Here is a 23,598-nt window from a genome sequence, read left to right as displayed (position 1 = left end):
GCTGCCGGCAAGACGCGTCGCCAGACTGCACAATGCCGCATGAGGCATCATGCATTGCATGCCACCCCATCCTCGCTACGCAGCAACTGCATTGCAGTGCATCGCATCGCATTGCGTCTTCCGACCACCGACAGGAGCCCGACCATGAACGAACAGCGCGCCATCCAGTTCCTCACTGAAGTGCGCAAGCCCCTGCTCGCGCTCCACAAGGCGATACTCGACCACGAACGCGCGTCCTATGAAGCGGAGTACGGCCCCACCACAGCCGCGAGCTTCCTGCAGGTTCTCATCAATGGCGAGGCGTTTCGCTGGATCACGCCGCTCTCTACGGTGATCGCCAATATCGACGAAACGCTGGACGGCAAAGACGCCACCGCCGACGACCGCATCGGCTCCGCACAGTCGGTCAGGGCGCTGTTCGGCAACGAAGGCATGCAGCAGGCGTTTCTGGAGCGGTATCGCGCGTTGCTGCAACAGAGTCCCGGCGTGCTTCACGAGCATGCGCGCGTCGCGCAAGTGCTGCGAACCGTGGAAGCCGCGTAGCGCGCGGACGATTGACGCTCGACCGATTCGTTGCCCTCATCCCATTGCCCTCATCTTTCGCGAGGCATCGTTCATGAAGCCATGGCTGCTCGATCAGCGTTATCTCTTCCAGGGTCAATCCGTACCGTTTCGCGTAAGCGGCAGCGGCAGGCCACTCGTGCTCATCCACGGCACGCCGTTTTCGTCGTGGGTATGGCACCGCGTCGCGCCGTGGCTCGAATCGATCCGCACGGTCTACGTCTATGACCTGCTGGGTTACGGTCAGTCGGAGCAACGCGCGGGGCAGGAGGTCTCGCTCGGCGTACAGAACGAACTGCTCGCGCAACTCCTTGCGCACTGGGAACTGGATCGTCCCGATGTGATCGCGCATGACTTCGGCGGCGCCACAGCGCTACGCGCGCATCTCATCAACGGATGCGAGTACCGCAGCCTGACGTTGATCGATCCGGTCGCGGTGGCGCCATGGGGCTCGCCGTTCGTGCGGCACGTGCGCCAGCACGTCGATGCGTTTGCGGGCATGCCGCCGTATATCCACGAAGCCGCCGTCAAGGCCTACGTGCGCGGCGCCGTGGCGCGTGCCATTCCGGACGGCGAGTTGCAGCCCTATGTGACTCCGTGGCTCGGCGAAACGGGCCAGGCCGCTTTCTATCGCCAGATTGCGCAGATGGATCAGCGCTACACGGACGACGTGGAGCCGCGCTACGGCACCATTCGCTGCCCCGTGCAGATTCTTTGGGGCGAAGACGATCAATGGATTCCGCTTGAACGCGGCCGTCATCTCGCGAGCGTGATTCCGTCGGCGCGGTTCCGGGCGGTACCGAACGCAGGACATTTGATGCAGGAAGATGCCCCGGAGGCCATCGTCGCGGCGGCACTCGAATTCCTTCGTTAGAGGCTCAGCAGGGGCTCGGTGGTATGCACGCCAGCCGTTGCCGGCCATGCACGATCGTGCCGTGCAACTTACTGCATACCTACTGCACTCCCTACTGCCCTTTGCGCCCGCTTCCGCCCGCCTGCAGGCCAGCCGCAGACGTCAAAGGCTTCGCGCCCGCGTTGAGCTTTCTCCACAGCGTCGTCTTGCTGATGCCCAGCATCGCGCACACCTGTTCGCGATCTCCGTTGCAGGCGTCCAGTGCGGCGCGAATCTCGTCGGCTTCAACGCGTCGGCTGCGTTCGCGCAACGAGAGCGCAGCCGACGCCGGTGCGCTGCCCTCCGTATCGGCGACTGCAGCCTCCGCCGGCTCCTTGTCGAACAGCTCGGGGGCAATCGAGTGCAACACCTCATCCGTCAGCGTTGCGCCCGGGTCCGTTGAATCGGCCAGTTCCACCGCTGCACGCTCGATCACGTTCTGCAGCTCGCGCACATTGCCGGGCCAACTGTGGCGGCACAGCGGTTCAGCTGCCGGCGCGAGCATCGCCGCGGCATCCGTCAGGCTGGTCACGCGCGGTGCGAGCCGTGCTTCGCGGCGCGCAGCGGCCAGCAGCAGTTCTGCCGCGAGCGGCATGATGTCCGCCGTGCGTTCGCGCAGCGGCGGCAGCGCGATGTTCAGGATGTTGAGACGGTAGTAGAGATCGGCGCGGAACTCGCCGGTCTCGATGGCATCCGTGAGCGCGCGGTGCGTCGCAGCCACGATGCGCACGTCCACGCGTGTCGGCTCCGTTGCGCCGAGGCGAATCACCTCGCGCTCCTGCAGCACGCGCAGCAGCCGGCTCTGCAGGGGCAACGGCATCTCGCCGATCTCGTCGAGAAACAGCGTGCCGCGATGCGCCGCTTCGATCAGGCCAGCTTTGCCGCCGCGCCGCGCGCCGGTAAACGCGCCCTCCTCGTAGCCGAACAGTTCGCTTTCGAGCAGCGCCTCGGGGAATGCTCCGCAGTTGATTGCGACGAACGGAAAGTCGCGGCGGCCGCTCGCGCGGTGCAGCCCCTGGGCCACCATTTCCTTGCCTGTGCCGCTCTCGCCGCGAATCAGGACGGTGGCGTCCGAGGCCGCGTAGCGCAGCGCAAGCTGCCGCGCGCGTTGCATCGCGGGCGATTCGCCGACCAGATCGTCCAGCCGGTAGCGCGCCACGAACTGCGGCGCGCGCTGACGCGAGCGCAGCGTGCGATCGAGCCGCTCCACGGCACGTGACTCCTGGAAGGTCAGCACGGTGCCGGTCGTCACGCCCTTGTCGACAATCGGTCCGCGATGCAGGACGTAGCTCGAGCCGCGCACCGTTTCCAGCGACTCGCCCTGCCCGTCGGGTCCGAATACGGCCATGTCGCGCACGGTCGCGGCCACGTCGGGCGCGAGGTCGGCGAACCGGCGCCCCGCACAGGCATTCGGGTCGATGCCGAGCACATTGGCGAGCCGCTGGTTGATGGCTTCCACGCGGCCGGCGGCATCGAGCGCCACCACGCCGTCGCGCAGATGCTGGAGCACGTTGTCGAGCCGCTGCCGCCGCACGCCTTCGCGCCACGTGGCCTGGGCGACGTCGAGCGCGTTGTCGAATGCGGCCTGCACCGAGGCGCGCGAGTAGAGGAACACGGCAGCCAGCCCCGCGCGCGCCGCCAGATCCGTCACGAGCCCGGGGCCGACGATCGTGCCTACGCCGCGGTCGCGCAGGTCCAGCACGCAGGTCTCCGCGTCCTGGGCGGACTGGTACGACGCGAACACGACGTCGATGCCGTACGCGGCCACGAAACGGCGCACCTCGGGCGGCGTTTCGCCATACGTCACCAGCGCGACGGACGACGACGCATCGCGCCGCGCCCTTGCCAGCGCGTGCATCACATCGAAGCCGGTGGGCATGACGAGCACCACCGGCACATCGATGCGCGCCTTCAGATAGGTGCCGTTCGAACCGGCGGCCACCACCACGTCGGGCCGGCTCGCGCCGGCCGCGGCGATTTCGTTCGCGGCGTCTTCGTAACCGCGCGAGACGATGCGGAGATCCGCGCGCTCGATGTATTCCGACGCGATGTCGCGGAACAGGTCGCGCAGGCGGCTGATGCCGATGGCCCACACGCGCGGTCGCGGGCCGGGTTCGGGAAGGCGATTCATGACGATGGAACGTTGACGGCAAGGTGCTGCCGGGATAGCAGAGGATCTAGCCTCATTATGGACTACGTGTTGCGTTTTTGAAATTCGATATTCCACATATGAAACCACGGCCTGTGCTGGCTCGCATGCCTCTTCGAGCAGTTTCCCACCGAATCAACAGGTTATCGCCCGGGATAGGGCTCGGCCCGCTATTGGCCCGGTCCTTGCAGTACTTGCGCAGCCGGAACCGGCTCGTGCGACTTGCTCTTCTGCGCCGAGGCCGGTTCCCCCCGCTCATTCCTCATTGCGCGCCGACGCGCCGCCCCCAAGGAGACGAACCATGAACAACGCATCCCTCGCCAGCGCGGGCGCCCGCTTCCGCGCGGTCGTCGCGACCGAGCAGCCGCTGCAGGTGGTCGGCGCGATCACCGCCTACGCCGCAAAAATGGCCGAAGCGGTAGGCTTCAAAGCCCTCTATCTCTCCGGCGGCGGCGTTGCGGCCAACTCGCTCGGCGTACCCGATCTGGGCATCAGCACGATGGACGACGTGCTCATCGACGCTCGCCGCATCACGGACGCCACGCCGCTGCCGCTCCTCGTCGACATCGACACGGGCTGGGGCGGCGCCTTCAACATCGCGCGCACCGTCCGCTCGTTCATCAAGGCCGGCGTAGCCGCCGTTCACCTCGAAGATCAGGTCGGGCAGAAGCGCTGCGGCCACCGCCCGGGCAAGGAATGCGTGCCCAAGGAAGAGATGGTGGACCGCGTGAAAGCCGCCGTGGACGCCCGCACCGACGACCAGTTCGTCATCATGGCCCGCACCGATGCAGCCGCTGCCGAAGGGCTGGATGCGGCCATTGAGCGCGCCGTTGCATACGTGGAAGCCGGCGCGGATATGATCTTTCCGGAAGCGATGAAAACGCTCGAGGACTACCGCCGCTTCAAGGCCGCCGTGAAGGTACCGATTCTCGCCAACCTCACGGAATTCGGCAGCACGCCCTTCTTCACCGTGGACGAACTGCGCGACGCGAACGTCGATATCGCGCTCTATTGCTGCGGCGCGTATCGCGCCATGAATGCAGCGGCGCTGAACTTCTACGAAACCGTGAAGCGCGACGGCACGCAAAAAGCCGCGGTGCCGACGATGCAGACGCGCGAGGATCTCTACCGCTATCTCGGCTATCACGCGTACGAGCAGAAGCTCGACGCGCTGTTTGCCGGCAAAAAGTAACCCCCATACAAAGACTGAGGACGACACCATGAGCGAAGCAGACAACACCACCGCAACCGCCAGCGGCTTCAAGCCCAAGAAATCCGTCGCACTTTCGGGCGTGACCGCCGGCAACACCGCGCTGTGCACCGTGGGCCGCACCGGCAACGACCTGCACTACCGCGGCTACGACATCCTCGACATCGCCGGCGCCTGCGAATTCGAGGAAGTCGCCCACCTGCTCGTGCACGGCAAGCTGCCCAACGCCGCCGAACTGGCCGCCTACAAGACGAAGCTCAAGGCCCTGCGCGGCCTGCCCGCCAACCTGAAGGCCGCGCTCGAGTGGATTCCCGCCTCCGCGCACCCGATGGACGTCATGCGCACCGGCGTCTCCGTGCTCGGCACCGTGCTGCCCGAGAAGGACGACCACAACGTGCCCGGCGCACGCGACATCGCCGACCGCCTGATGGCCTCGCTCGGCTCCATGCTGCTGTACTGGTACCACTATTCGCACAACGGCCGGCGCATCGAGGTGGAAACCGACGACGACTCCATCGGCGGCCACTTCCTGCACCTGCTGCACGGCACCGAGCCGCGCAAGTCGTGGGTCGACGCGATGCACGTCTCACTCAACCTCTACGCCGAGCACGAGTTCAACGCCTCCACGTTCACGGGCCGCGTGATCGCGGGCACGGGCTCGGACCTGTACTCGGCCATCACGGGCGCCATCGGTGCGCTGCGCGGGCCGAAGCACGGCGGCGCCAACGAGGTCGCCTACGAGATCCAGTCGCGCTACCAGACGCCCGACGAGGCCGAGGCCGACATCCGCCAGCGCGTAGCAAACCGCGAAGTGGTGATCGGCTTCGGTCACCCGGTCTACACGATCTCGGACCCGCGCAACAAGGTCATCAAGGACGTCGCGAAAAAGCTCTCGAAGGAAGCCGGCGACATGAAGCTCTTTAACATCGCCGAGCGGCTCGAAAGCGTGATGTGGGACGCCAAGAAGATGTTCCCGAACCTCGACTGGTTCAGCGCGGTCTCGTATCACATGATGGGCGTGCCCACGGCCATGTTCACGCCGCTCTTCGTGATCTCGCGCACCTCGGGCTGGAGCGCCCACATCATCGAGCAGCGCATCGACAACAAGATCATCCGCCCCAGCGCGAATTACACGGGGCCGGAGAACCTCAAGTTCGTGCCCATCGAAAAACGCTGAGACGCCTTGCGAGCGGCGGTGTAACGTACTCCGTTACCACGCCGCTCGCCTGGGCGATTGTGCGACGAGGTGGGTTCCGCCGCACCTCGTCCGATCAGCCGATTGACCCGCCGCGCCCCTGCCCCCGATCATGACGATCATTTCCGCCCCCGCAATGCCATGAATACCGCCTATCGCAAACCCCTGCCCGGCACCCGGCTGGACTACTTCGATGCGCGCGCCGCCGTCGAGGCGATCCAGCCCGGCGCGTGGGACACGCTGCCCTATACCTCGCGTGTGCTCGCCGAAAACCTCGTGCGCCGCTGCGACCCCGCCACGCTCACTGAATCGCTGAAACAGTTGATCGAGCGCCGCCGCGATCGCGACTTTCCGTGGTTCCCGGCGCGCGTGGTCTGTCACGACATTCTGGGGCAGACCGCACTCGTCGATCTGGCGGGCCTGCGCGATGCCATCGCCTCGCAGGGCGGCGACCCGGCTCAGGTGAACCCGGTCGTACCGGTGCAGCTGATCGTCGATCACTCGCTGGCCGTGGAATGCGCGGGCTTCGACCCTGACGCGTTCGCGAAAAACCGCGCGATTGAAGATCGCCGCAACGAAGACCGCTTCGACTTCATCAACTGGACGAAACGGGCCTTCCGCAACGTCGACGTGATTCCGCCGGGCAACGGGATCATGCATCAAATCAATCTGGAGAAGATGTCGCCGGTGGTCCAGGTGAGCGACGGCGTGGCCTACCCCGACACCTGCGTCGGCACCGACAGCCACACGCCGCACGTCGATGCGCTGGGCGTGATCGCCATCGGCGTGGGCGGGCTGGAGGCCGAGAACGTGATGCTGGGCCGCGCGTCGTGGATGCGGCTGCCCGACATCGTCGGCGTCGAGCTGACAGGCCGCCGGCAACCCGGCATCACGGCCACCGACATCGTGCTCGCGCTCACCGAATTCCTGCGCAAGGAAAAGGTGGTGGGCGCGTATCTGGAGTTCCGCGGCGAAGGCGCCTCGACGCTCACGCTCGGCGACCGCGCGACCATCTCCAACATGGCGCCCGAATACGGCGCCACGGCGGCGATGTTCTTCATCGACAGCCAGACCCTCGACTATCTGCGCCTGACGGGCCGCGACGACGCGCAGGTGCAGCTCGTCGAGACCTACGCGAAAGCCGCGGGCCTGTGGGCCGATTCGCTTGCCCACGCGCAGTACGAGCGCGTACTGAAGTTCGATCTTTCGAGCGTGGTGCGCAACATGGCGGGGCCGTCGAACCCGCACCGGCGCCTGCCCACGTCGGCGCTCGCCGAGCGCGGCATCGCGGGCAAATGGGAAGACGTGCCGGGCCAGATGCCCGATGGCGCCGTGATCATCGCCGCGATCACCAGCTGCACGAACACCAGCAATCCGCGCAACGTGATTGCCGCTGCGCTGCTCGCGCGTAACGCGAACGCTCGCGGGCTCACGCGCAAGCCGTGGGTCAAGAGTTCGCTCGCGCCGGGATCGAAGGCGGTCGAGCTTTATCTGGAAGACGCCGGGCTCCTGCCGGACCTCGAAAAACTCGGCTTCGGCATCGTGGCGTTCGCATGCACGACGTGCAACGGCATGTCGGGCGCGCTCGATCCCGTCATCCAGAAAGAGATCGTGGAGCGCGACCTCTACGCCACCGCGGTGCTCTCCGGCAACCGCAACTTCGACGGCCGCATTCATCCGTACGCGAAGCAGGCATTCCTCGCCTCGCCTCCGCTCGTGGTGGCCTACGCGATTGCGGGCACGATCCGCTTCGACATCGAGCGCGACGTGCTCGGCACCGGTCCGCAAGGCGAGCCGGTCTATCTCAAGGACATCTGGCCGTCCGACGAGGAGATCGATGCGATCGTCGCGCAGAGCGTGAAGCCCGAGCAGTTCCGCCGCGTCTACGAACCCATGTTCGCCGCCACCGCCGCAAGCGCCGAGCCGATCAGCCCGCTCTACGACTGGCGCCCGCAAAGCACGTACATCCGCCGGCCGCCGTACTGGGAAGGCGCGCTTGCCGGCGTGCGCACGCTGCAAGGGCTGCGGCCGCTCGCCGTGCTCGGCGACAACATCACGACAGACCACCTGTCGCCTTCGAACGCGATTCTCGCCAACAGCGCCGCGGGCGAATACCTCACGAAAATGGGCCTGCCCGAAGAGGACTTCAATTCGTACGCGACGCACCGCGGCGACCACCTCACCGCGCAGCGCGCGACGTTTGCGAACCCCACGCTCGTCAACGAAATGGCCGTGGTGGACGGCAGTGTGAAAAAGGGATCGCTCGCGCGCATCGAGCCGGAAGGCAAGGTCGTGCGGATGTGGGAAGCCATCGAGACCTACATGGAGCGCCGGCAGCCGCTCATCATCGTGGCGGGCGCGGACTACGGCCAGGGCTCGTCGCGCGACTGGGCTGCGAAAGGCGTGCGCCTCGCGGGCGTGGAAGCGATCGTGGCCGAGGGCTTCGAGCGTATTCACCGTACCAACCTGATCGGCATGGGCGTGCTGCCGCTCGAGTTCAAGGCCGGCGTGAACCGGCAAACGCTCGGCATCGACGGCACCGAAACGTTCGACGTGATCGGCGAGCGCAAGCCGCGCGCGGATATCACGCTCGTCATTCATCGCCGCAATGGCGAACGCGTCGAAGTGCCCGTCACCTGCCGGCTCGATACGGCCGAGGAAGTGTCGATCTACGATGCGGGAGGTGTACTGCAACGCTTTGCGCAAGACTTCCTCGCGCAGTCGAAAGCGGCGGTCTGAACGAGACGGAAAAAAGGGAAACGACATCACCATGGCTCACCTGCCCCAGATCCGCATTCCCGCCACGTACATGCGCGGCGGCACCAGCAAAGGCGTGTTCTTTCGCCTCGAAGACCTGCCCGAAGCCGCACGCGTGCCGGGCGCGGCACGCGACGCGCTGCTGTTGCGCGTGATCGGCAGCCCCGACCCGTACGGCAAGCAGATCGACGGCATGGGCGGCGCGACGTCGAGCACCAGCAAAACCGTGATCGTGGCGAAGAGCAGTCGGCCCGATCACGACGTGGATTACCTGTTCGGCCAGGTTGCCATCGACCGCGCGTTCGTCGACTGGAGCGGCAACTGCGGCAACCTTTCGGCCGCCGTGGGTCCGTTCGCGATTGCGAACGGACTCGTCGATTCGAGCCGCATTCCGCATGACGGCGTGGCGGTCGTGCGCATCTGGCAAGCCAACATCGGCAAGACCATCGTCGCGCACGTGCCCATCACGGCGGGCGCCGTGCAGGAGACCGGCGACTTCGAACTGGACGGCGTGACGTTCCCCGCGGCCGAGGTCCAGCTCGAATTCATGGACCCGGCTGCCGAGGAAGAAGGCGCCGGCGGCGCGATGTTCCCCACCGGCCACCTCGTGGACGACCTCGAGGTGCCGGGCGTCGGCACGCTCAAGGCGACCATGATCAATGCCGGCATTCCGACCATCTTCGTCAATGCCGAGGCGATCGGCTACACGGGCACCGAGTTGCAGGACGCCATCAACGGCGACCCGAAGGCCCTCGCAATGTTCGAGACGATCCGCGCGCACGGCGCGCTGCGCATGGGTCTCATCAAGCAACTGGACGAGATCGCCACGCGTCAGCACACGCCGAAAGTGGCGTTCGTGGCGAAGCCGGCGGACTACGTGGCGTCGAGCGGCAAACGCGTCGCGGCAGGCGACGTCGATCTGCTGGTGCGGGCGCTCTCAATGGGCAAACTGCACCACGCGATGATGGGTACGGCTGCCGTGGCTATCGGCACGGCAGCTGCGATTCCTGGCACGCTCGTGAATCTGGCGGCAGGCGGCGGCCCGCGCGAGGCGGTGCGCTTCGGTCACCCGTCCGGCACCTTGCGCGTTGGAGCGGAAGCGACGCAGATCGACGGCGAGTGGAAAGTCACCAAGGCGGTGATGAGCCGCAGCGCCCGCGTGCTGATGGAGGGTTGGGTGCGGGTGCCGGGAGATACGGTATAGGTGCGTAACCTTCGCGCCGGCGGCGAACTTCCGGCGCTCGCCACCACGCTCACCCGTTCTGACTACGCAAATACGCCATCGGGTCCACCGGCTTGCCGTCTCGACGCACTTCGAACAGCACGGCGGCGCGTGAGCGATTGTCGGCCCCCATCTCGGCGATCTGCTGGCCCTGGCGCACGATGTCGCCCGTCTTCACGAGCAGCCGGCGGCTATGGGAGTAAGCGGTCAGAAAGTCCTTGTTGTGCTGGACGATGATGAGACTGCCGTATTCGTTGAGACCGGTGCCCGCGAACATCACCTTGCCGTCGGCGGCAGCACGCACGGGATCGCCTTCCTTGCCGCCGATCTCGATGCCCCGGTTCTCGCCGGGCTGGAACGACTCCACCACCTGCCCCTGTGCAGGCCACGCGAGCGACACGGCCGAGGCGTGACGCGAAATCGCTGAAGCAACACCGTGCGTATCCACGCCGCCCTTCGCCTGAACCGGTACGGTCTGGCGCGACACGATACGCAGCGTCTGGCCAGGCTTGATGCGGCTCGACGGCTTCAGCCGGTTCCACGCTGCGAGGTCTTTCACCGGACATCCATGGCTCTGCGCAACACGCTGCAAGGTGTCGCCGCGACGCACCTTGTAGAAAACCGTCTTCGTCACAACGGTTGTCGCGCCTGCACCGGCCGCCCCCTGGCCTGCGTCCGCGGCAGCATCCGACGTCGTCGCACCGGGTGTTGCACCCGTGCCCGATGCCACCGGATCCGGCACCACGGTGGGCTGCTCGGGATTCGCCGCGCACCCGGCCAGCACGACCGCTACCCATACGCCGGCCAAGCCCGCTCTCGTCCGGTAGAAACTGTTGAAACGACTTCTCGCCATCTCTCGCTTGACTCCTGCTCGAAATGTCCGCAGTTGCCACGCCTTCTGGACGCGGCGCCCGCACCCGCTGTCTCGCTATGCAAGAAATGCGGCGCTTCTGCTGTCAAAATTGCACAAAATGGCCTGATATGACCCCAAAGTTACGCAACATTGTAAAATGCACATGACAGTCGACGGGGCGTTTCAAACACTCTGATACAAATGTTTATCGACCCTGATCAAGCTGAATGCGCTTTCGGCGCGGCTCGGCATCGTGGGAAAAGGCGTGCCCTATAACGCGACATAACGGCAAAGGCTGGCGCAACTTGAGGCTGGAGCGTCGTTCGGGAGAGGTGTTTCAAACGACATATGCCGACGGCGGAATTGCTTCCCGCGCGGGAAACGAAAAACCCGCTGCCGCACGGCCTGCAAGACAAGCCGGCGAACAACGGGCCGCGTACGAACAGGGGCGCGGCGCGCCTACCGCGCGCCGGAATAGCACCCTTTGGATTTAGAACTTGTGGCGGATCGCCGCGCGGAACGCGAACTGATGCTGCGACGACGACACGCCGGCCGAACCCGGAATATAGGCGTCGTCGAGGATCGTGCCGGTCCGGTCGCCAGCCACCTTCTGGTAGGCGCCCTGCAGATAGAAGTCGGTGCGCTTCGACAGGTTGTAGTCCGCCATCAGGCCGAACGTGTGGTACTTGGGCTCGGGGTTGCCCGTCGAGGCATCGAACTTCGACAGCGTGTAGACGTACTGCGCGCCCACGAAGAACGACGGCGTCAGCTGGTACTTGCCGTTCACTTCGAAGTTCTGGTACTTGAGCGACGACGGGTTCTCGCCCGACGGCAACGCAATCGAGCCGACGTAGGCCGAACTGACCGGTTGCGTCACGTTGGTGTTCGTGTACGCGAAGCCGACCGTCGCGGGCCCGAACGTGTAGTTGACGCCACCGCCGAAGATGCGCAGGCGCTTCGAGTCGAAGTTCTCGTCGTCGCCGGGGCCGGCAATCGCGCCGCCCGACGTCGTGCCCGGATTGTTGGCCTGCAGGTAGGCGGCCGCAACGAGCAGGCCGCCGTTCGCGTACTGAGCCCCCAGGCTGTACTGGCGATTGTTCGCGAAGTTCGTCGAGTTGCTGAAGCTGTACGTGCCGCCGAACTGGAAGCCGGAGATGTCCGGGCTCGCGTACTTGACGGTGTTGTTGACGCGGAACGAGTTGTCCGTGTTGTCGTTGTCGTACGGGTGCGAGAGCAGGTAGCCGCCCCAGTTGCCGTTTGCCGTGGTCTGCGCAAGGTAATCGACCAGCGAGTCGTACTGGCGGCCCAGCGTGACCGTGCCGTACTGGCTGGAGGTCAGGCCGACGAAGGCCTGGCGCCCGAACATCCGGCCGCCCTGGCCGAGACGGCCCGAGTTCACGTCAAACCCGTTTTCGAGCGTGAAGATCGCCTTGAGGCCACCGCCCAGATCTTCCGCGCCCTTCAGGCCCCATCGGCTGCCCTGGGCATAGCCGCTCTCGAGCTGATACGCCGAGTGGCCGCCCGAGTTGCTCGTGTAATTGAAGCCTTCGTCGATCACCCCGTACAGCGTCACGCTGCTCTGGGCAAACGCGGGCGCCGCGAACGCGGCGAAGGCAGTGGATACGGCAAGCGCGATGACCTGTTTTTTCATGGATATCTCCGTTCCCTTTTGCTATTGGTTCTGACGTACTACTTTCAGAAACTTGTTGTCTTTATGTCGCCCGCCGGGCCGTCTTGAAGCGGCCGTCAAACCGGGCGAGATAGCGGAAATGATCGTTGCACGCCGAATTGGGCGCGTCTATTGGGGGGGGCGCTGCCCGTGACGAAATCGTTGCTAAATGCCCACGCCCGGTGCATCAATCCGGCAGATTGACTGTCTGCCCTGTTTCGGCCGCGGTTCGGGCGCATGTCGGCCGCGGTTCGGCCGCATGTCGGGCGCAGTTCGGCGGGATGCCGGGCAACCTCAACCATTCGTAACATCAAGACGGCCATTCCTCTCACCTTTTACGGAACTCTGCGCACCCCCCAGGGTCATCCCTAATCTTCGGGGTCGTCCCATGCGGATGGCGCCGTCCGTCGCCGTGCCGTCGAACCGCGTTCTTGCATCCCCTTTCGCCGGCATCGCTTCCGCTTTCTTCCGCGTGACGTCCGGCTGTCTGCGTCGCGCACGTCGCTGTTGCCCTGAATGCCCATGCAAGCTTCCGCGTCTTCGCGCCTTGTCGAACTGGATTTTTTCCGCGGGCTCGTCCTGCTCGTGATCGTCGTCGACCATATCGGCGGCAGCATCCTCTCGCGGTTCACGCTGCACGCCTATGCCCTGTGCGATGCCGCCGAAGTGTTCGTGTTTCTCGGCGGCTACGCGACGGCCGTGGCCTATGGCGCGCTTGTGGCGCGCCGCACCGAGTCCGCGGCGCGCCAGCGTTTCCTGCGCCGCGCGTTCGAGATCTATCGCGCGTTTCTCGTCACAGCCGCGCTCATGCTGGTGGTCTCGGCCGTGATGCTGATGCTCGGCATTGACGCGCCCAACGTAACCACCGCCGACATCGAGGAACTCGCCGCCACGCCGCTCTCCGCACTGGCCGACATCCTGCTGATGCGCCGTCAGCCCTACCTCGCGGGCGTGCTGCCCATGTATGCGCTGTTCGCGCTCGCGGTTCCCGCGATGCTGCCGCTCGCCCGGCGCCGGCCGGTGGTGCTGCTCGTGGGCAGCATCGTACTGTGGGCAGCAGCGCCTTACGCGGCGGACTGGCTGCCTCACGCCGAAGACGTCCAATGGGACTTCAATCCGCTCGCCTGGCAACTGCTCTTCGTGCTGGGCGTACTCGCGAAGTGCCAGCCCATCTATCAGCGCGTGAGCGCGCATCGTCTGGGCTGGCTTGTCACCGTGGCCGCGGGCGTGGCGTTCGTGGTTGCCGCCTGGTACCGGCTCGGCGTGGAGACCGCCCCGCCCGACGGCAGCTTCAAGCAGAACCTGGCGTGGTTCCGCCTCGGCAACTTCATCGCGATTGCCTGGCTCGCGGCAGGACTTGTCGAAGCCGGCTGGGTCAGGAAGGTGGCACGGGCGTTACCGTGGATCGGCCTCGTGGGGCGCAAGGGCCTGCTGTGCTTCGTGTGCGGCACGGCGATTTCGCTCGTGGTCGACTCGCTGCTCTTCAAGCTCACGGAGGGCTACCTCAACTACCCGCTGGGCCTTGCCGCCGATGCCATCGCCATCGGCACGCTGCTTCTCGTCGCGAAGAGTTCGGAGCCGATCACGCGTGTGCTCACGGTGCGGGTGAAGACGACGGCATAGCGACGGCTGACGCGATTCATCCGGCGCCGTCGCCGGAATAGCGAACGCCGCAGGCTGGTTACGCGACGGCCTGCCCGCGGCCGCCTGCTAGCATGGAGGCCCACACAGCGCGAGCCCTGCGCGGCTTTTCTTGCCCTTGCCTTCGATGCGCCGACTTCTCCGTCCTGTCTTTCGGTCCGTTCTGCTGTCTGTTGTGCTTTCACTGGGCGCCGCTGCGGCCATGCAGGCTACAGCCGCGCAGGCCAGCACCGTATCGACCGCGACCTTCTACTCGCCCGCGCTGGCACGTGACTGGTCGTACGTCGTCTATCTGCCGACGGGGTACCGCAACGACGCGGGCCACTATCCCGTGCTCTATCTGCTGCATGGAAACAACGGCAACGCGATGGACTGGGTCACCCAGGGCCGGCTGCAGGCCACGGCGGACGCGCTGATCGAGCGCCACGCCATTGTGCCGGTGGTGATCGTGATGCCGCAGGGCGGCACGGACTGGTACGTGGACCGCAAGGAAAAAATCGAAAGCGCGTTCTTCGACGACCTGCTGCCCGAGATCGAGCGGCGCTACGCGGTGTCGAACCAGCGCAACGGGCGCGCCATCGGCGGGGTGTCGATGGGCGGCTTCGGCGCGCTGCGCTATACCCTGGAGCAGCCGGAGCGCTTCTGCGGCGCGCTGTTGCTGTCTCCCGCCGTCTATTCGAACGAGCCGCCGCTCTCGTCGGCCGCGCGCTATGTCGGCGTGTTCGGCGACCGGCAGTTCGACCCGCACATCTGGCACGCGCTCAACTACCCGGCGCTGTGGCAGGCCTATATGGCGAAGCCGTGGCGCGTGCCGATGTTCATCGCCTCCGGCGACGGCGATCTCGTGATCCAGGCGGAGGCGTCGCAGCTGTACACGCGGCTGCGGCTCGCGAACAATCCGGCGGCCCTGAGGATCGTCGATGGCGGGCATACCTGGAACGTGTGGCGCGATCTGTTGCCGGCGGCGCTCACCTATACGCTCGACTGCGTGCGCTGAAGACGCCGGCCATATCGCGGCGCAGCGGTGCAGCGGCACAGCAGTCCAGCAGCGGTGAGGCGCGCAGGCGGCCAGTGCCGAAAAATCCCGGCCGCCCTGCCCTCCCTGCCCGCTATACCAGCCCTACCCGCCCCACCCGAGCCTCACCGCCTCGCCGCCGTCTCGCCGCTGCCCGGCTGCAGCCACTCGTCCCACAGCACCATGAGGATGGTCATGAGCGCCGGCCCGATGAAGATACCCAGCAGCCCGAACGTCCCCGCCCCGCCCAGAATGCCGAACAGCACCAGCAGGAACGGCAGGCGCGAGGAGTTGCCGATCAGGACGGGCCGCACGAAATGGTCGGCCACGAAGGTGATGACGAAACCGGCGGCGGCAAGCGCGAACGCGGCCACCGTCGCGCCCGGCACGAGGGCCAGCCACAGCGCCACGCCGCAGAACACGATGGGCGCGCAGAACGGGAGCATCGCGGCGACCGCGGTTACGGCGCCGAGCAGCGCCGCGTGCGGCACACCGGCCATCGCGTAGCCGGCGCCGAGCAGCACGCCTTCACCCAGTCCAACCACCACGAGCCCGCTCACCGTCCCGCGCACCGCGGCGCCCATGCGTTGCGCGAGTTCGACGCCGCGCTGGCCGAAAGCGCGTTCGGCGCCGCGCAGGAGCGTGCCTGAGAGGCGCGGCCCCGCCTGGAAGATCACGAACACCGTCAGCAGCGTAAAGACGAAATGCAACAGCGCGTGGGCCGCGCGCAGTCCGAAGCGCTGGCCGAACGCCACCACGGCGTTGCCGTGCAGGTCCTTCATGGCGGGCGACGCGCCGAGCGGCTGGGCGAGATTGGCCTGCCACCAGTCGGTCAGCTGGCGGCCGCCGAACGGCAGGTGCGTCACGAAATCCGGCACCGGCACGCCCGTTTCCTGCACGCTGCGAACCCAGCCGATCAGGCTATGCGCCTCGCCGGCCGCCTGCGCAATGCCCAACGCCACCGGCAAAAGCACGAGCAGGCCGACGGCGAGCGTCAGCAGCGCCGCGATCAGCGTCGTGCGTCCCTTGAACCAGCGGCGGCTTTCAATGCCGCGAAAGGCCGGCCACAAAGCGATGGCGATGACACCCGCCCAGGCCACGGCGGGAATGAACTCGCGGACCATCCACAGCGCGAGGAGCACCAGCGCCGTATAGAGGACAGCGGCCGCGGCGCGCTGGGTCTGTTGCTGGGTGGTGAGTTTGGGAGCAGGCGAATGCGGGTTCATGTAACCTCGGGCACCGGGCGGCAGAGCGGCACCTGCACACGCGCGGGCCGCCCGACCGGCAAAAGCCTCAATCTTAAGACAAGGCGCACCGTGCCCCGCCATGAGGCATCCGACGCGGGCGGACAGCCGCAACTGAGCGCAAGACACCGCAAAGATTGGGTCCAGGTCGTCGCGCGTAGGACAACACTGCGTTGCAAAAATGTTAGATATCGCAGCCGACGCCCGCAGAACCCCATTCGTTCGGCCTTCGCGCGATACCTCCGCGCATTGTTGCGTCTCGCGGAATGGTGTTTCAACCGCGACACAATGGCACTTGCTGCGCCGCAGGTCTACATTCGGCACACCTCTTCCTGGAGCCGACAATGAAGACCAGATTGTCCCTGCTTGCTCTTGACGGCGCGAACGGCGAACGGATCGAAATTCTCGAACAGTCCGACACGACGCTGGTGATCCGCTGGGTGGAACCCGGCCGATGTCACTACGGCGAACAGCGCTGGCGCCGCCGCTCGGCACACACCTCGGGGACATGCGCAGTCACGCGCCGCAAGATCCGCCGCGGCGACGCCGTTTTCAAGCCGGCCGAGCGGCCGGCTCCGCTGAATGCATCGGTGATGATCGCCGCCGAGGTATTCGGCAGCCTCGCCACGGCCGAGTAGTGGCGGCCGGAACAGTCGCAGCGAGGCACTCGAATAGTCGGCCGCGCGGGTAGCCCACCAGCTAGCCAACGCTCGAACACGGCGCAGGACGCGCGGTGCGGGCCACCGCCGAACCAGCCGTCCAGCCGCTCAAGGCGCTCGATGCGCTCGATGCGCTCAAGGCCGGCCCAAGCCCTCCGGCATCTACGCCGCCAGCGGCGCAGCCACTTCACGGGCCGCGGCGCCCATCGGCAGTGGCATGGCCTGCCCCTCGTCGCGAGCCGGCTTCGCGGGCTTGCCCGCCCGCGACGGCGGCTGGCAGATCGCACAGGCTTTGTTGCGCCGCAGCTCGTATTTGTGGCCGATGAACTTGCCGCTGCAGCGCGAACACTGCGTCATTTCCAGAAGGCCGCCATTGAAGAAGCGCACGAGCGTCCAGGCGCGCGTGAGGTCGAGCTGCGGTTCGAGCCCGGCATGCGTGCAGTGCTCGCGATAGAGCCGGTACCCCTTCGTGAGCGCATCCAGATGCGAGCACTTCGCCTCGTTCTTGAGAAACACGTAGGTGTTGTAGAAGAGCGAGGCGTGGATGTTCGCCATCCATGTCATGTACCAGTCCGCCGACGACGGCAGCATCCCTTTCGGCGGCGACTCGCCCTTCACTTCCCGATACAGCCTGACGAGGCGGTCGCGCGGCAGCGCGAGTTCGCTTTCGAGCACCTGCATGCGCGCGCCCAGCTCGATCAATGCAATGGCGCGCAGGACTTCCTGGGCGTCTTCCGTCAGGCTTCTCGTGGGCATGGTGCTTCCTGGGTTCGGTGAGTGGCGTGAAACGAGCAACGTGAAATGAACGATGTAAAACAGGCAACGCGAAAGGCGCGCCGATCAGGCGAACTGTTCGGCCGGCCGGCCCGACAGCAGGACGGCCGTATGGGTTTGCGCAAAGCCGGCGGTCTTGTCCTGTGACATCAGCGCGCCGAGCATCGCGTGGTCGTTGAAACGGAAGAAGCACAACAGCTGGTCGCAGGCCGCGAGCTTCACCGTCTGCGCGAGCGACAGGCCCGAGAGCAGGTCGGCGAGCGGCTCCGAAAGGCCGAGGCGGAACATGCCCGCCGGCCGGTCTTCGCGCAGCAGGCGCTGGGCGAGCATCAGATAAGACAGATTGATTTCGCGGATCGATTCCAGCGCGTCGCAGCTCTTCATGGCCATTCCTGGTGAGGTGGGTCCGGATTGAAACGTGGGTTGAAACGTGGGTTGAAACTTCGGTCCTGACTTCGATTCGCACTGCCTATGCCGCTAAACCGGCGACCAGGCAGCGACTGCAACCAGCAGTTCAGCCTCAGCCGCCGTGTTGCTTCAAACAGTTGCCGGGAGGGCGATGCAGCGGTCCGCATGGACGCTCGCCACACCCGACGCAATGAGGCTTCGCGCCAGTTCGCGCAGCAGATGCTGCGTCAGGGCGCCTGCGCCACCTTCGGCGAGGCGAAGCAGTTCGATCAGGTCCTGGGCGGTGCGGCTCATGAGCGTCTCCTGGTCGCGCGGCCCCGTCGTAACACCTGCCTTGGGGCCGGCTCGTATCCCCGGCAAACGTGAATTTCTTGTGACGGAAGTATTGTTCAGCGCTAAGGCGAGCGAAATCAGCGGCGCCTGAAGATGGCGTAGTCACGTCCACCGTGCTGTCAGCGTTTTCCTACGCGTGCAAGGCGAGCGGGCTACAGGTGATGGGTTTCAAACGCAGGTATGGCAAGGGTTGCCGGATGGACCGCTGCGCAAGGGGTGAAAAGCAGGCGCTCGGCGGGCGAAAGTGGGGGCGCGAAGCGGTTCGAAACTCATCCGCCGCGCGCCGAATGGCGAGCGGCAACCGCGGATTCAACCAGGAAAGCGCACACCTCCCGGTGCAGACGCCGAACGCCAGGGCTCGTGGCCAGCGCGCGCCAGCAGCCGTGCACGAGACCGTCCAGCACGACGAACCGGCTGCGTCCGCCCGCCGCCTCGACGCGCTGCGCAAACACACGTGCATCGTCGCGCAGCGGATCGTGCTGCACGGCAATCGCGAGCAGGGGTGGCAAACCGTCGAAACGCGCCGCGTCGAGTGGCACGGTCCACGCAGGCGCTGGCGCATCGGCCCAGCAATGGCGAGCGAACACGCGAACGTCGGCGAGGCTCAGCAGCGGCGCGTGCGCTTCGGTGTCGCGCGCCGGCGGCTGCGGCTCACGGGCCAGCATCGGATAGACGAGCGCCACGCCGTGCAACCGCTCTCCAGTCCGCATGGTTCCGGCCAGCCGCTCGTCGCGCAGCTTCAGCGCGACGCCTGCGGCCAGCGTGCCGCCCGCGCTGTCGCCCGCGAGCAGCACGGGTCCGGCCACATCGGGAAACGGCAGGCGTGCGGCGAGCGCCGCGCGCGTCACCTCGAGGCAATCGTCATGCGCGGCCGGCGCGCGATGTTCCGGTGCGAGCCGGTAATCCACGGCGACGACGTCGAGCCCCGTGTCGGCGGCAAGCCGTGCCGTGATCGCCGCGTGGCTGTCCAGCGAGCCGAGCACGAAACCGCCGCCGTGAAAGAACAGCACGACGCCGCGCAGCCGCCGCGTATCGAGTGCCCGATACCGCCGCAGCGCGATCGCATGCCCCGCCTCTGCTCGCCAGACCGCGTGATCGACCGCCACGTTCGGCGGCAACGCAGGTGCGAACGCCGCAGCATAACGGTCGTAGAGCGCGCGCTGTTGCTGCACAGGAAGCCGTGCGGCGCCCGCGGGGTAGAACGCCAGCGTGCGTTCAGCGAAGGCCGCGATCTCTGGCTCCAGCATCGTCTCACCCGCTGCGCGTCATCAAGCGGGGCTCGCGAGGCGCTCAGGCGCCCCGCTTCTCGGGCAGCCCGATTACGCGGCCCACATACGCGGGCCGCGGCACGCCCGCCTCCATCGCCGCGAGCTCACGCACGCGGTCGAGCACGTCCGCATCGAAGGGCGCCGAACGTGGCCCTGTCGTATCGACATGCAGCAGCATCTGCTCGCCCGCCGCCACAGGCTCGTCGTGGCCATGAGCGAACAATTCCAGGTAGAGGTGCAGCCGCTTCGCGTCGTGCGCAAGCACGCGCATCTCGACGCGCACCGGCGTGCCCTCCTTGATCTCGTGCAGGTAGTGGATATGCGCTTCGAGCGTGTACACCGAGCGATGCCGCGCCTTGCGCGCGGCGTCGTCGAGACCGATCGCGTCGAGCAGCGCGTCGGTGGCGAAGCTGAAAATCAGCATGTAGAACGCGTCGCGCAGATGGCCGTTGTAGTCCACCCACTCCGCGCGCACGGTATCGCGATACGCCACGCGTTGCACAACCTTCTCCATCGCTCCTCCACTTGTCGTTGCAGCGTCGCTGCGCTTCACTCTTCGAAGCGCAGCCCGTGTTTCGCCTTCGCCTCGCCCACCGCCGCCAACACGTTCGTGATGCACTCGTCGCGATAGCGTTCGAGCGCCTTGATCGACCGTGGCCCGACCTGTTCCGCGGTGCCTGCCACCACGCGGTCGATCAGTTCGTCTGTGAGCTTCGGCGCCACGAGCTTCGTCCACGGCAATTCGAGCGCGGGGCCGAACTGCTGCATGAAGTGTCGCATGCCGGCGTCGCCGCCCGCGAGCGTGTAGGTCAGAAACGTGCCCATGAACGACCAGCGGATGCCCGCGCCGAAGCGAATGGCGTCGTCGATCTCGCCCGTCGTCGCCACGCCCTCGTTGACGAGGTGCAACGCCTCGCGCCAGAGCGCCTCGAGCAGCCGGTCCGCGATGAAGCCCGGCACCTCCTTGCGCACCCGCAGCGGCCGCATGCCGAGGCCACGATAGATCGCCATCGCGGCCTCCACGGCGTCGGGCGCGGTGCGCTCGCCGCCCAGCACCTCGACGAGCGGCAGCAGGTAGACCGGATTGAACGGATGCCCCACCACGCAGCGCTCGGGATGCAAGGCGCTCGCATAGAAGTCCGTGGGCAACAGACCCGAGGTCGACGACGCGATGATCGCCTCCGGTTTCGCGGCGCGGCTCACCTGCGCGTGCAGCGAGAGCTTGAGGTCCTCGCGCTCGGGCGCGCTTTCCTGAATGAAGTCCGCTTCGGCCACGCATGCTTCCACGGTGCTCACGAAACGCAGCCGCTCGGGCGACGCGCCCGGCTTCAGCCCCACGCGTTCGAGCGCCGGCCACGCGTTCGCGACGTTGTCGCGCAACTGCTGTTCGGCGCCTGCACCCGGGTCCCAGGCTACGACGTCGAGCCCGTTCGCGAGCGCGCGCGCCACCCAGCCGCTGCCGATCACCCCGGCGCCGATTGCCGCAAAAGTCTTGATGTCCTCGATCACTGCCATTGCGCCTTGTCCTTTGATAGTCCTTCGAGAGTCCTTTGATTGCTGCCTGGCTGCGTGTTCAGACGAACGCTGCCACCGGCCGCCGTTCGAGCAGCCGCTCGCCGCGCGCGGGCAGGCCGAGCTTCGCGCGGCCTTCGGCCGGCGTGAGCACGCGGCCGCCCAGCCGTTCGACGATCTCGCGCGCCCGCTGCACGAGCGAGCCGTTGCTCGCGTGCACGCCACGGTCGAGCCAGAGGTTGTCTTCGAGCCCCACGCGCACGTGGCCGCCCAGCAGCATGGCCTGCGCGACCATCGGCATCTGCATGCGGCCAATGCCGAAGCCCGCCCACTGCGCACCTTGCGGCAGGTTGTCGACCATCGCCTTCATGGTGGTGGTGTCGGCCGGGGCGCCCCACGGAATGCCGAGGCACAGCTGAAAGAGCGGCGGCGCATCGAGCAGCCCTTCCTTCAGCATTTGGTTGGCGAACCACAGGTGGCCCGTGTCGAAGATTTCGAGTTCGGGCTTCACGCCGAGCGCCTGGATGCGCTTCGCCCCCGCGCGCAGCTGCGCGGGCGTCGAAACGTAGATGGCGTCGCCGTCGCCGAAATTGAGCGTGCCGCAGTCGAGCGTGCAGATCTCGGGCAGCAGTTCCTCGACATGCGCAAGCCGCGTGAGGCCGCCCACGAGGTCCGTGCCGGGACCGAAGCGCATGGGCTCCTCGCCGGGCCCGATCTCGAGGTCGCCGCCCATGCCCGCGGTGAGGTTGATGATGACGTCCGTGTCCGCCGAGCGGATGCGGTCCACCACTTCGCGGTAGAGCGCCGGATCGCGGCTGCCGCGGCCGGTCTGCGGGTCGCGCACGTGGCAATGCGCGACCGTGGCGCCAGCCTTCGCGGCCTCGATGGCGGCCTCGGCAATCTGCTTCGGCGTGACGGGAATGGCGGGATGCCTGCCGACCGTGTCGCCGGCGCCCGTGACCGCGCAGGTCACGATCACTTCGTAGTTCATACGTGCTGTCCTGTCGTTGCGGATGGAATGGTGCGTGCGCGTGGCGCGGGGTTGCGTGGGTTCCGTCGCTCTACCCCGCGCGACAACGCTCAGAGCCCGAGCCAGGCCTTCACCGCGGGCAGGCCGTCCTTACCGTCGTAGGTCTTCACGCCGGCCAGCCACGCGTCGAGCACCTGCGGGTTCTTGCGCAGATACGCCTTCGCGGCATCCGCGGGCTTTTCTTTCGCCATCACGGCCTGCATCACCTGGTTTTCCAGTTGCGTCGTGAAGCGCAGATTCGAGACGAGCTTGCCCGCGTTCGGACAACGCGTAACGTAGTCCGGCGACGTGAGCGTGTAGACACGCGCCTCGCCGTAGTTCGGCCCGAACACGTCGTCGCCGCCCGCGAGATAGTTCATGCTCATTTCGATGTTCATGGGATGCGGCTCCCAGCCGAGGAACACCACCCATTTGTGGTCGCGAATGGCGCGCTGCACGGTGACGAGCATGCCGGCCTCGCTGGACTCCACGAGCTTGAAGCCCGCGAGCCCGAACTGGTTGGTGTCGATCATCTTCTGGATCTTCGCGTTCGCGCTGCTGCCGGGCTCGATGCCGTAGATCTTGCCGTCCAGCTGCTCGCGATGCTTCGCAATGTCCGCGAAGGTCTTGAGGCCCGCCTCGTACTCGTAGCCCGGCACCGCGAGCGTCGCCTTCGCGCCTGAGAGGTTGGGCGGTTCCAGCACCTGGATCGACTTCGCCGCCACGAACGGCGCAAGCGCCTTTTCCTGCACGGGCCACCAGTAGCCGAGCGAGACGTCGAGCTGCTTGCTCTTCAGGCCGGCGAACGAAATGGGCACGGAGGCGACCGTCGTGGTGGGCTGATACCCGAGCCCCTCGAACACGGCCGAGGCAAGCGCCGTGGTGGAGGTGATGTCGGTCCAGCCGATGTCGGCGAAATGCACGGCGCGGCAACTGGGCGGGTCTTGCGCCAGCGCGGGTTGCGCGGACGTGACGGCCAGCGCAGCGGCGGTGGCCACGGTCGCCGCAAGGGCGTGGAGGCTTGACTTCATGGCGGTCCCCTTCTTTGGTGTATCCGGTTTATGAGTCGAGGCTGAAACGGTGGGTACGTCCTGATTGCGTGACGCTCTTCGCGTGACGTAAAAGTACAAGTCCATATTGGCCCCAAAGCGACCGGCTGCGACCCGTTCTTGCCCCGCTGCGACCATGAGGGAAAACCAGCAGAGGCGGGCTCGGGGACCGCGGCGC

General features: G+C 66.5%; 21 protein-coding genes. 9 read left to right on the top strand and 12 right to left on the bottom strand.

Annotated features, from left to right (window positions below; genetic code table 11):
• Positions 1–144 precede the first annotated feature (144 nt).
• Both P2869_RS23460 and P2869_RS23455 read left to right on the top strand, forming a co-directional pair.
• On the top strand, positions 145–543 hold the full coding sequence (locus P2869_RS23460; RefSeq protein WP_199541990.1) for a hypothetical protein: 399 nt from the start codon (positions 145–147) through the stop codon (positions 541–543).
• Positions 544–616: 73 nt separating this feature from the next.
• The gene (locus P2869_RS23455) at positions 617–1,435 is read left to right on the top strand and encodes an alpha/beta hydrolase (protein WP_277599715.1); all 819 of its coding nucleotides are present in this window, start codon (positions 617–619) and stop codon (positions 1,433–1,435) included.
• Between the two features lie 91 nt (positions 1,436–1,526).
• Here the strand turns inward: P2869_RS23455 and prpR are convergent, their stop codons facing one another.
• Positions 1,527–3,584 (bottom strand): propionate catabolism operon regulatory protein PrpR, encoded by a 2,058-nt coding sequence (gene prpR / locus P2869_RS23450; protein WP_277599714.1) that lies wholly within the window; start codon positions 3,582–3,584, stop codon positions 1,527–1,529.
• A 319-nt stretch (positions 3,585–3,903) separates the two neighbouring features.
• On the opposite strand from prpR, the gene prpB reads away from it, so the two are divergent.
• The 4 genes from prpB (at position 3,904) to prpF (ending at position 9,968) form a co-directional block, all read left to right on the top strand.
• On the top strand, positions 3,904–4,794 hold the full coding sequence (prpB, locus tag P2869_RS23445) for a methylisocitrate lyase (protein ID WP_017776015.1): 891 nt from the start codon (positions 3,904–3,906) through the stop codon (positions 4,792–4,794).
• Positions 4,795–4,822: 28 nt separating this feature from the next.
• Positions 4,823–5,989 (top strand): 2-methylcitrate synthase, encoded by a 1,167-nt coding sequence (prpC, locus tag P2869_RS23440; RefSeq protein ID WP_277599713.1) that lies wholly within the window; start codon positions 4,823–4,825, stop codon positions 5,987–5,989.
• A gap of 159 nt (positions 5,990–6,148) precedes the next feature.
• Entirely contained in the window at positions 6,149–8,746 is a 2,598-nt protein-coding gene (gene acnD / locus P2869_RS23435) for a Fe/S-dependent 2-methylisocitrate dehydratase AcnD (RefSeq protein WP_277599712.1), read from the top strand.
• 31 nt (positions 8,747–8,777) lie between these two features.
• Positions 8,778–9,968, top strand: a complete 1,191-nt coding sequence (gene prpF, locus P2869_RS23430) for a 2-methylaconitate cis-trans isomerase PrpF (protein ID WP_277599711.1) — start codon at positions 8,778–8,780, stop codon at positions 9,966–9,968.
• Between the two features lie 49 nt (positions 9,969–10,017).
• Here the strand turns inward: prpF and P2869_RS23425 are convergent, their stop codons facing one another.
• Entirely contained in the window at positions 10,018–10,839 is an 822-nt protein-coding gene (locus tag P2869_RS23425) for a peptidoglycan DD-metalloendopeptidase family protein (RefSeq protein WP_026121698.1), read from the bottom strand.
• A gap of 490 nt (positions 10,840–11,329) precedes the next feature.
• Complete coding sequence (locus P2869_RS23420; RefSeq protein WP_277599710.1) at positions 11,330–12,490, bottom strand: porin; 1,161 nt, start codon at positions 12,488–12,490, stop codon at positions 11,330–11,332.
• A 540-nt stretch (positions 12,491–13,030) separates the two neighbouring features.
• Here P2869_RS23420 and P2869_RS23415 point away from each other — a divergent pair.
• Positions 13,031–14,131, top strand: coding sequence for an OpgC domain-containing protein (locus P2869_RS23415; RefSeq protein ID WP_277599709.1), 1,101 nt, complete (start codon positions 13,031–13,033; stop codon positions 14,129–14,131).
• A 220-nt stretch (positions 14,132–14,351) separates the two neighbouring features.
• Positions 14,352–15,146: an alpha/beta hydrolase-fold protein gene (locus P2869_RS23410; RefSeq protein ID WP_277599708.1), complete on the top strand. Its 795-nt coding sequence runs from the start codon at positions 14,352–14,354 to the stop codon at positions 15,144–15,146.
• 143 nt (positions 15,147–15,289) lie between these two features.
• Here the strand turns inward: P2869_RS23410 and P2869_RS23405 are convergent, their stop codons facing one another.
• Complete coding sequence (locus P2869_RS23405; protein WP_126877459.1) at positions 15,290–16,390, bottom strand: AI-2E family transporter; 1,101 nt, start codon at positions 16,388–16,390, stop codon at positions 15,290–15,292.
• Between the two features lie 362 nt (positions 16,391–16,752).
• On the opposite strand from P2869_RS23405, the gene P2869_RS23400 reads away from it, so the two are divergent.
• A complete protein-coding gene (locus P2869_RS23400) occupies positions 16,753–17,046 on the top strand; it encodes a DUF3331 domain-containing protein (RefSeq protein ID WP_114812497.1) in 294 nt (97 codons plus the stop codon).
• 183 nt (positions 17,047–17,229) lie between these two features.
• Here P2869_RS23400 and flhC read toward each other — a convergent pair whose 3' ends face one another.
• The 8 genes from flhC to P2869_RS23360 form a co-directional block, all read right to left on the bottom strand.
• Positions 17,230–17,823 carry a flagellar transcriptional regulator FlhC gene (gene flhC, locus P2869_RS23395; RefSeq protein WP_199543590.1) on the bottom strand — a complete coding sequence of 198 codons (594 nt, stop codon included), beginning with the start codon at positions 17,821–17,823 and terminating at the stop codon, positions 17,230–17,232.
• Positions 17,824–17,907: 84 nt separating this feature from the next.
• Positions 17,908–18,225 (bottom strand): flagellar transcriptional regulator FlhD, encoded by a 318-nt coding sequence (flhD, locus tag P2869_RS23390; protein ID WP_017776003.1) that lies wholly within the window; start codon positions 18,223–18,225, stop codon positions 17,908–17,910.
• Between the two features lie 153 nt (positions 18,226–18,378).
• On the bottom strand, positions 18,379–18,543 hold the full coding sequence (locus P2869_RS23385; protein WP_017776002.1) for a hypothetical protein: 165 nt from the start codon (positions 18,541–18,543) through the stop codon (positions 18,379–18,381).
• Between the two features lie 308 nt (positions 18,544–18,851).
• Entirely contained in the window at positions 18,852–19,829 is a 978-nt protein-coding gene (locus tag P2869_RS23380) for an alpha/beta hydrolase (protein ID WP_277599707.1), read from the bottom strand.
• Between the two features lie 43 nt (positions 19,830–19,872).
• A complete protein-coding gene (locus tag P2869_RS23375) occupies positions 19,873–20,364 on the bottom strand; it encodes a thioesterase family protein (protein ID WP_277599706.1) in 492 nt (163 codons plus the stop codon).
• 35 nt (positions 20,365–20,399) lie between these two features.
• The gene (locus P2869_RS23370; RefSeq protein WP_277599705.1) at positions 20,400–21,365 is read right to left on the bottom strand and encodes an L-carnitine dehydrogenase; all 966 of its coding nucleotides are present in this window, start codon (positions 21,363–21,365) and stop codon (positions 20,400–20,402) included.
• A gap of 58 nt (positions 21,366–21,423) precedes the next feature.
• Positions 21,424–22,353: a 3-keto-5-aminohexanoate cleavage protein gene (locus tag P2869_RS23365; protein WP_042302237.1), complete on the bottom strand. Its 930-nt coding sequence runs from the start codon at positions 22,351–22,353 to the stop codon at positions 21,424–21,426.
• Positions 22,354–22,442: 89 nt separating this feature from the next.
• Entirely contained in the window at positions 22,443–23,402 is a 960-nt protein-coding gene (locus P2869_RS23360) for a choline ABC transporter substrate-binding protein (RefSeq protein ID WP_277599704.1), read from the bottom strand.
• Positions 23,403–23,598: the final 196 nt, after the last annotated feature.

The sequence above is a fragment of the Paraburkholderia sp. SUR17 genome, from assembly GCF_029536165.1.
Lineage (GTDB): Bacteria > Pseudomonadota > Gammaproteobacteria > Burkholderiales > Burkholderiaceae > Paraburkholderia > Paraburkholderia kururiensis.
Note: the sequence above shows the minus strand (reverse complement) of the source record. Positions and strands in the feature narration are given on the sequence as shown.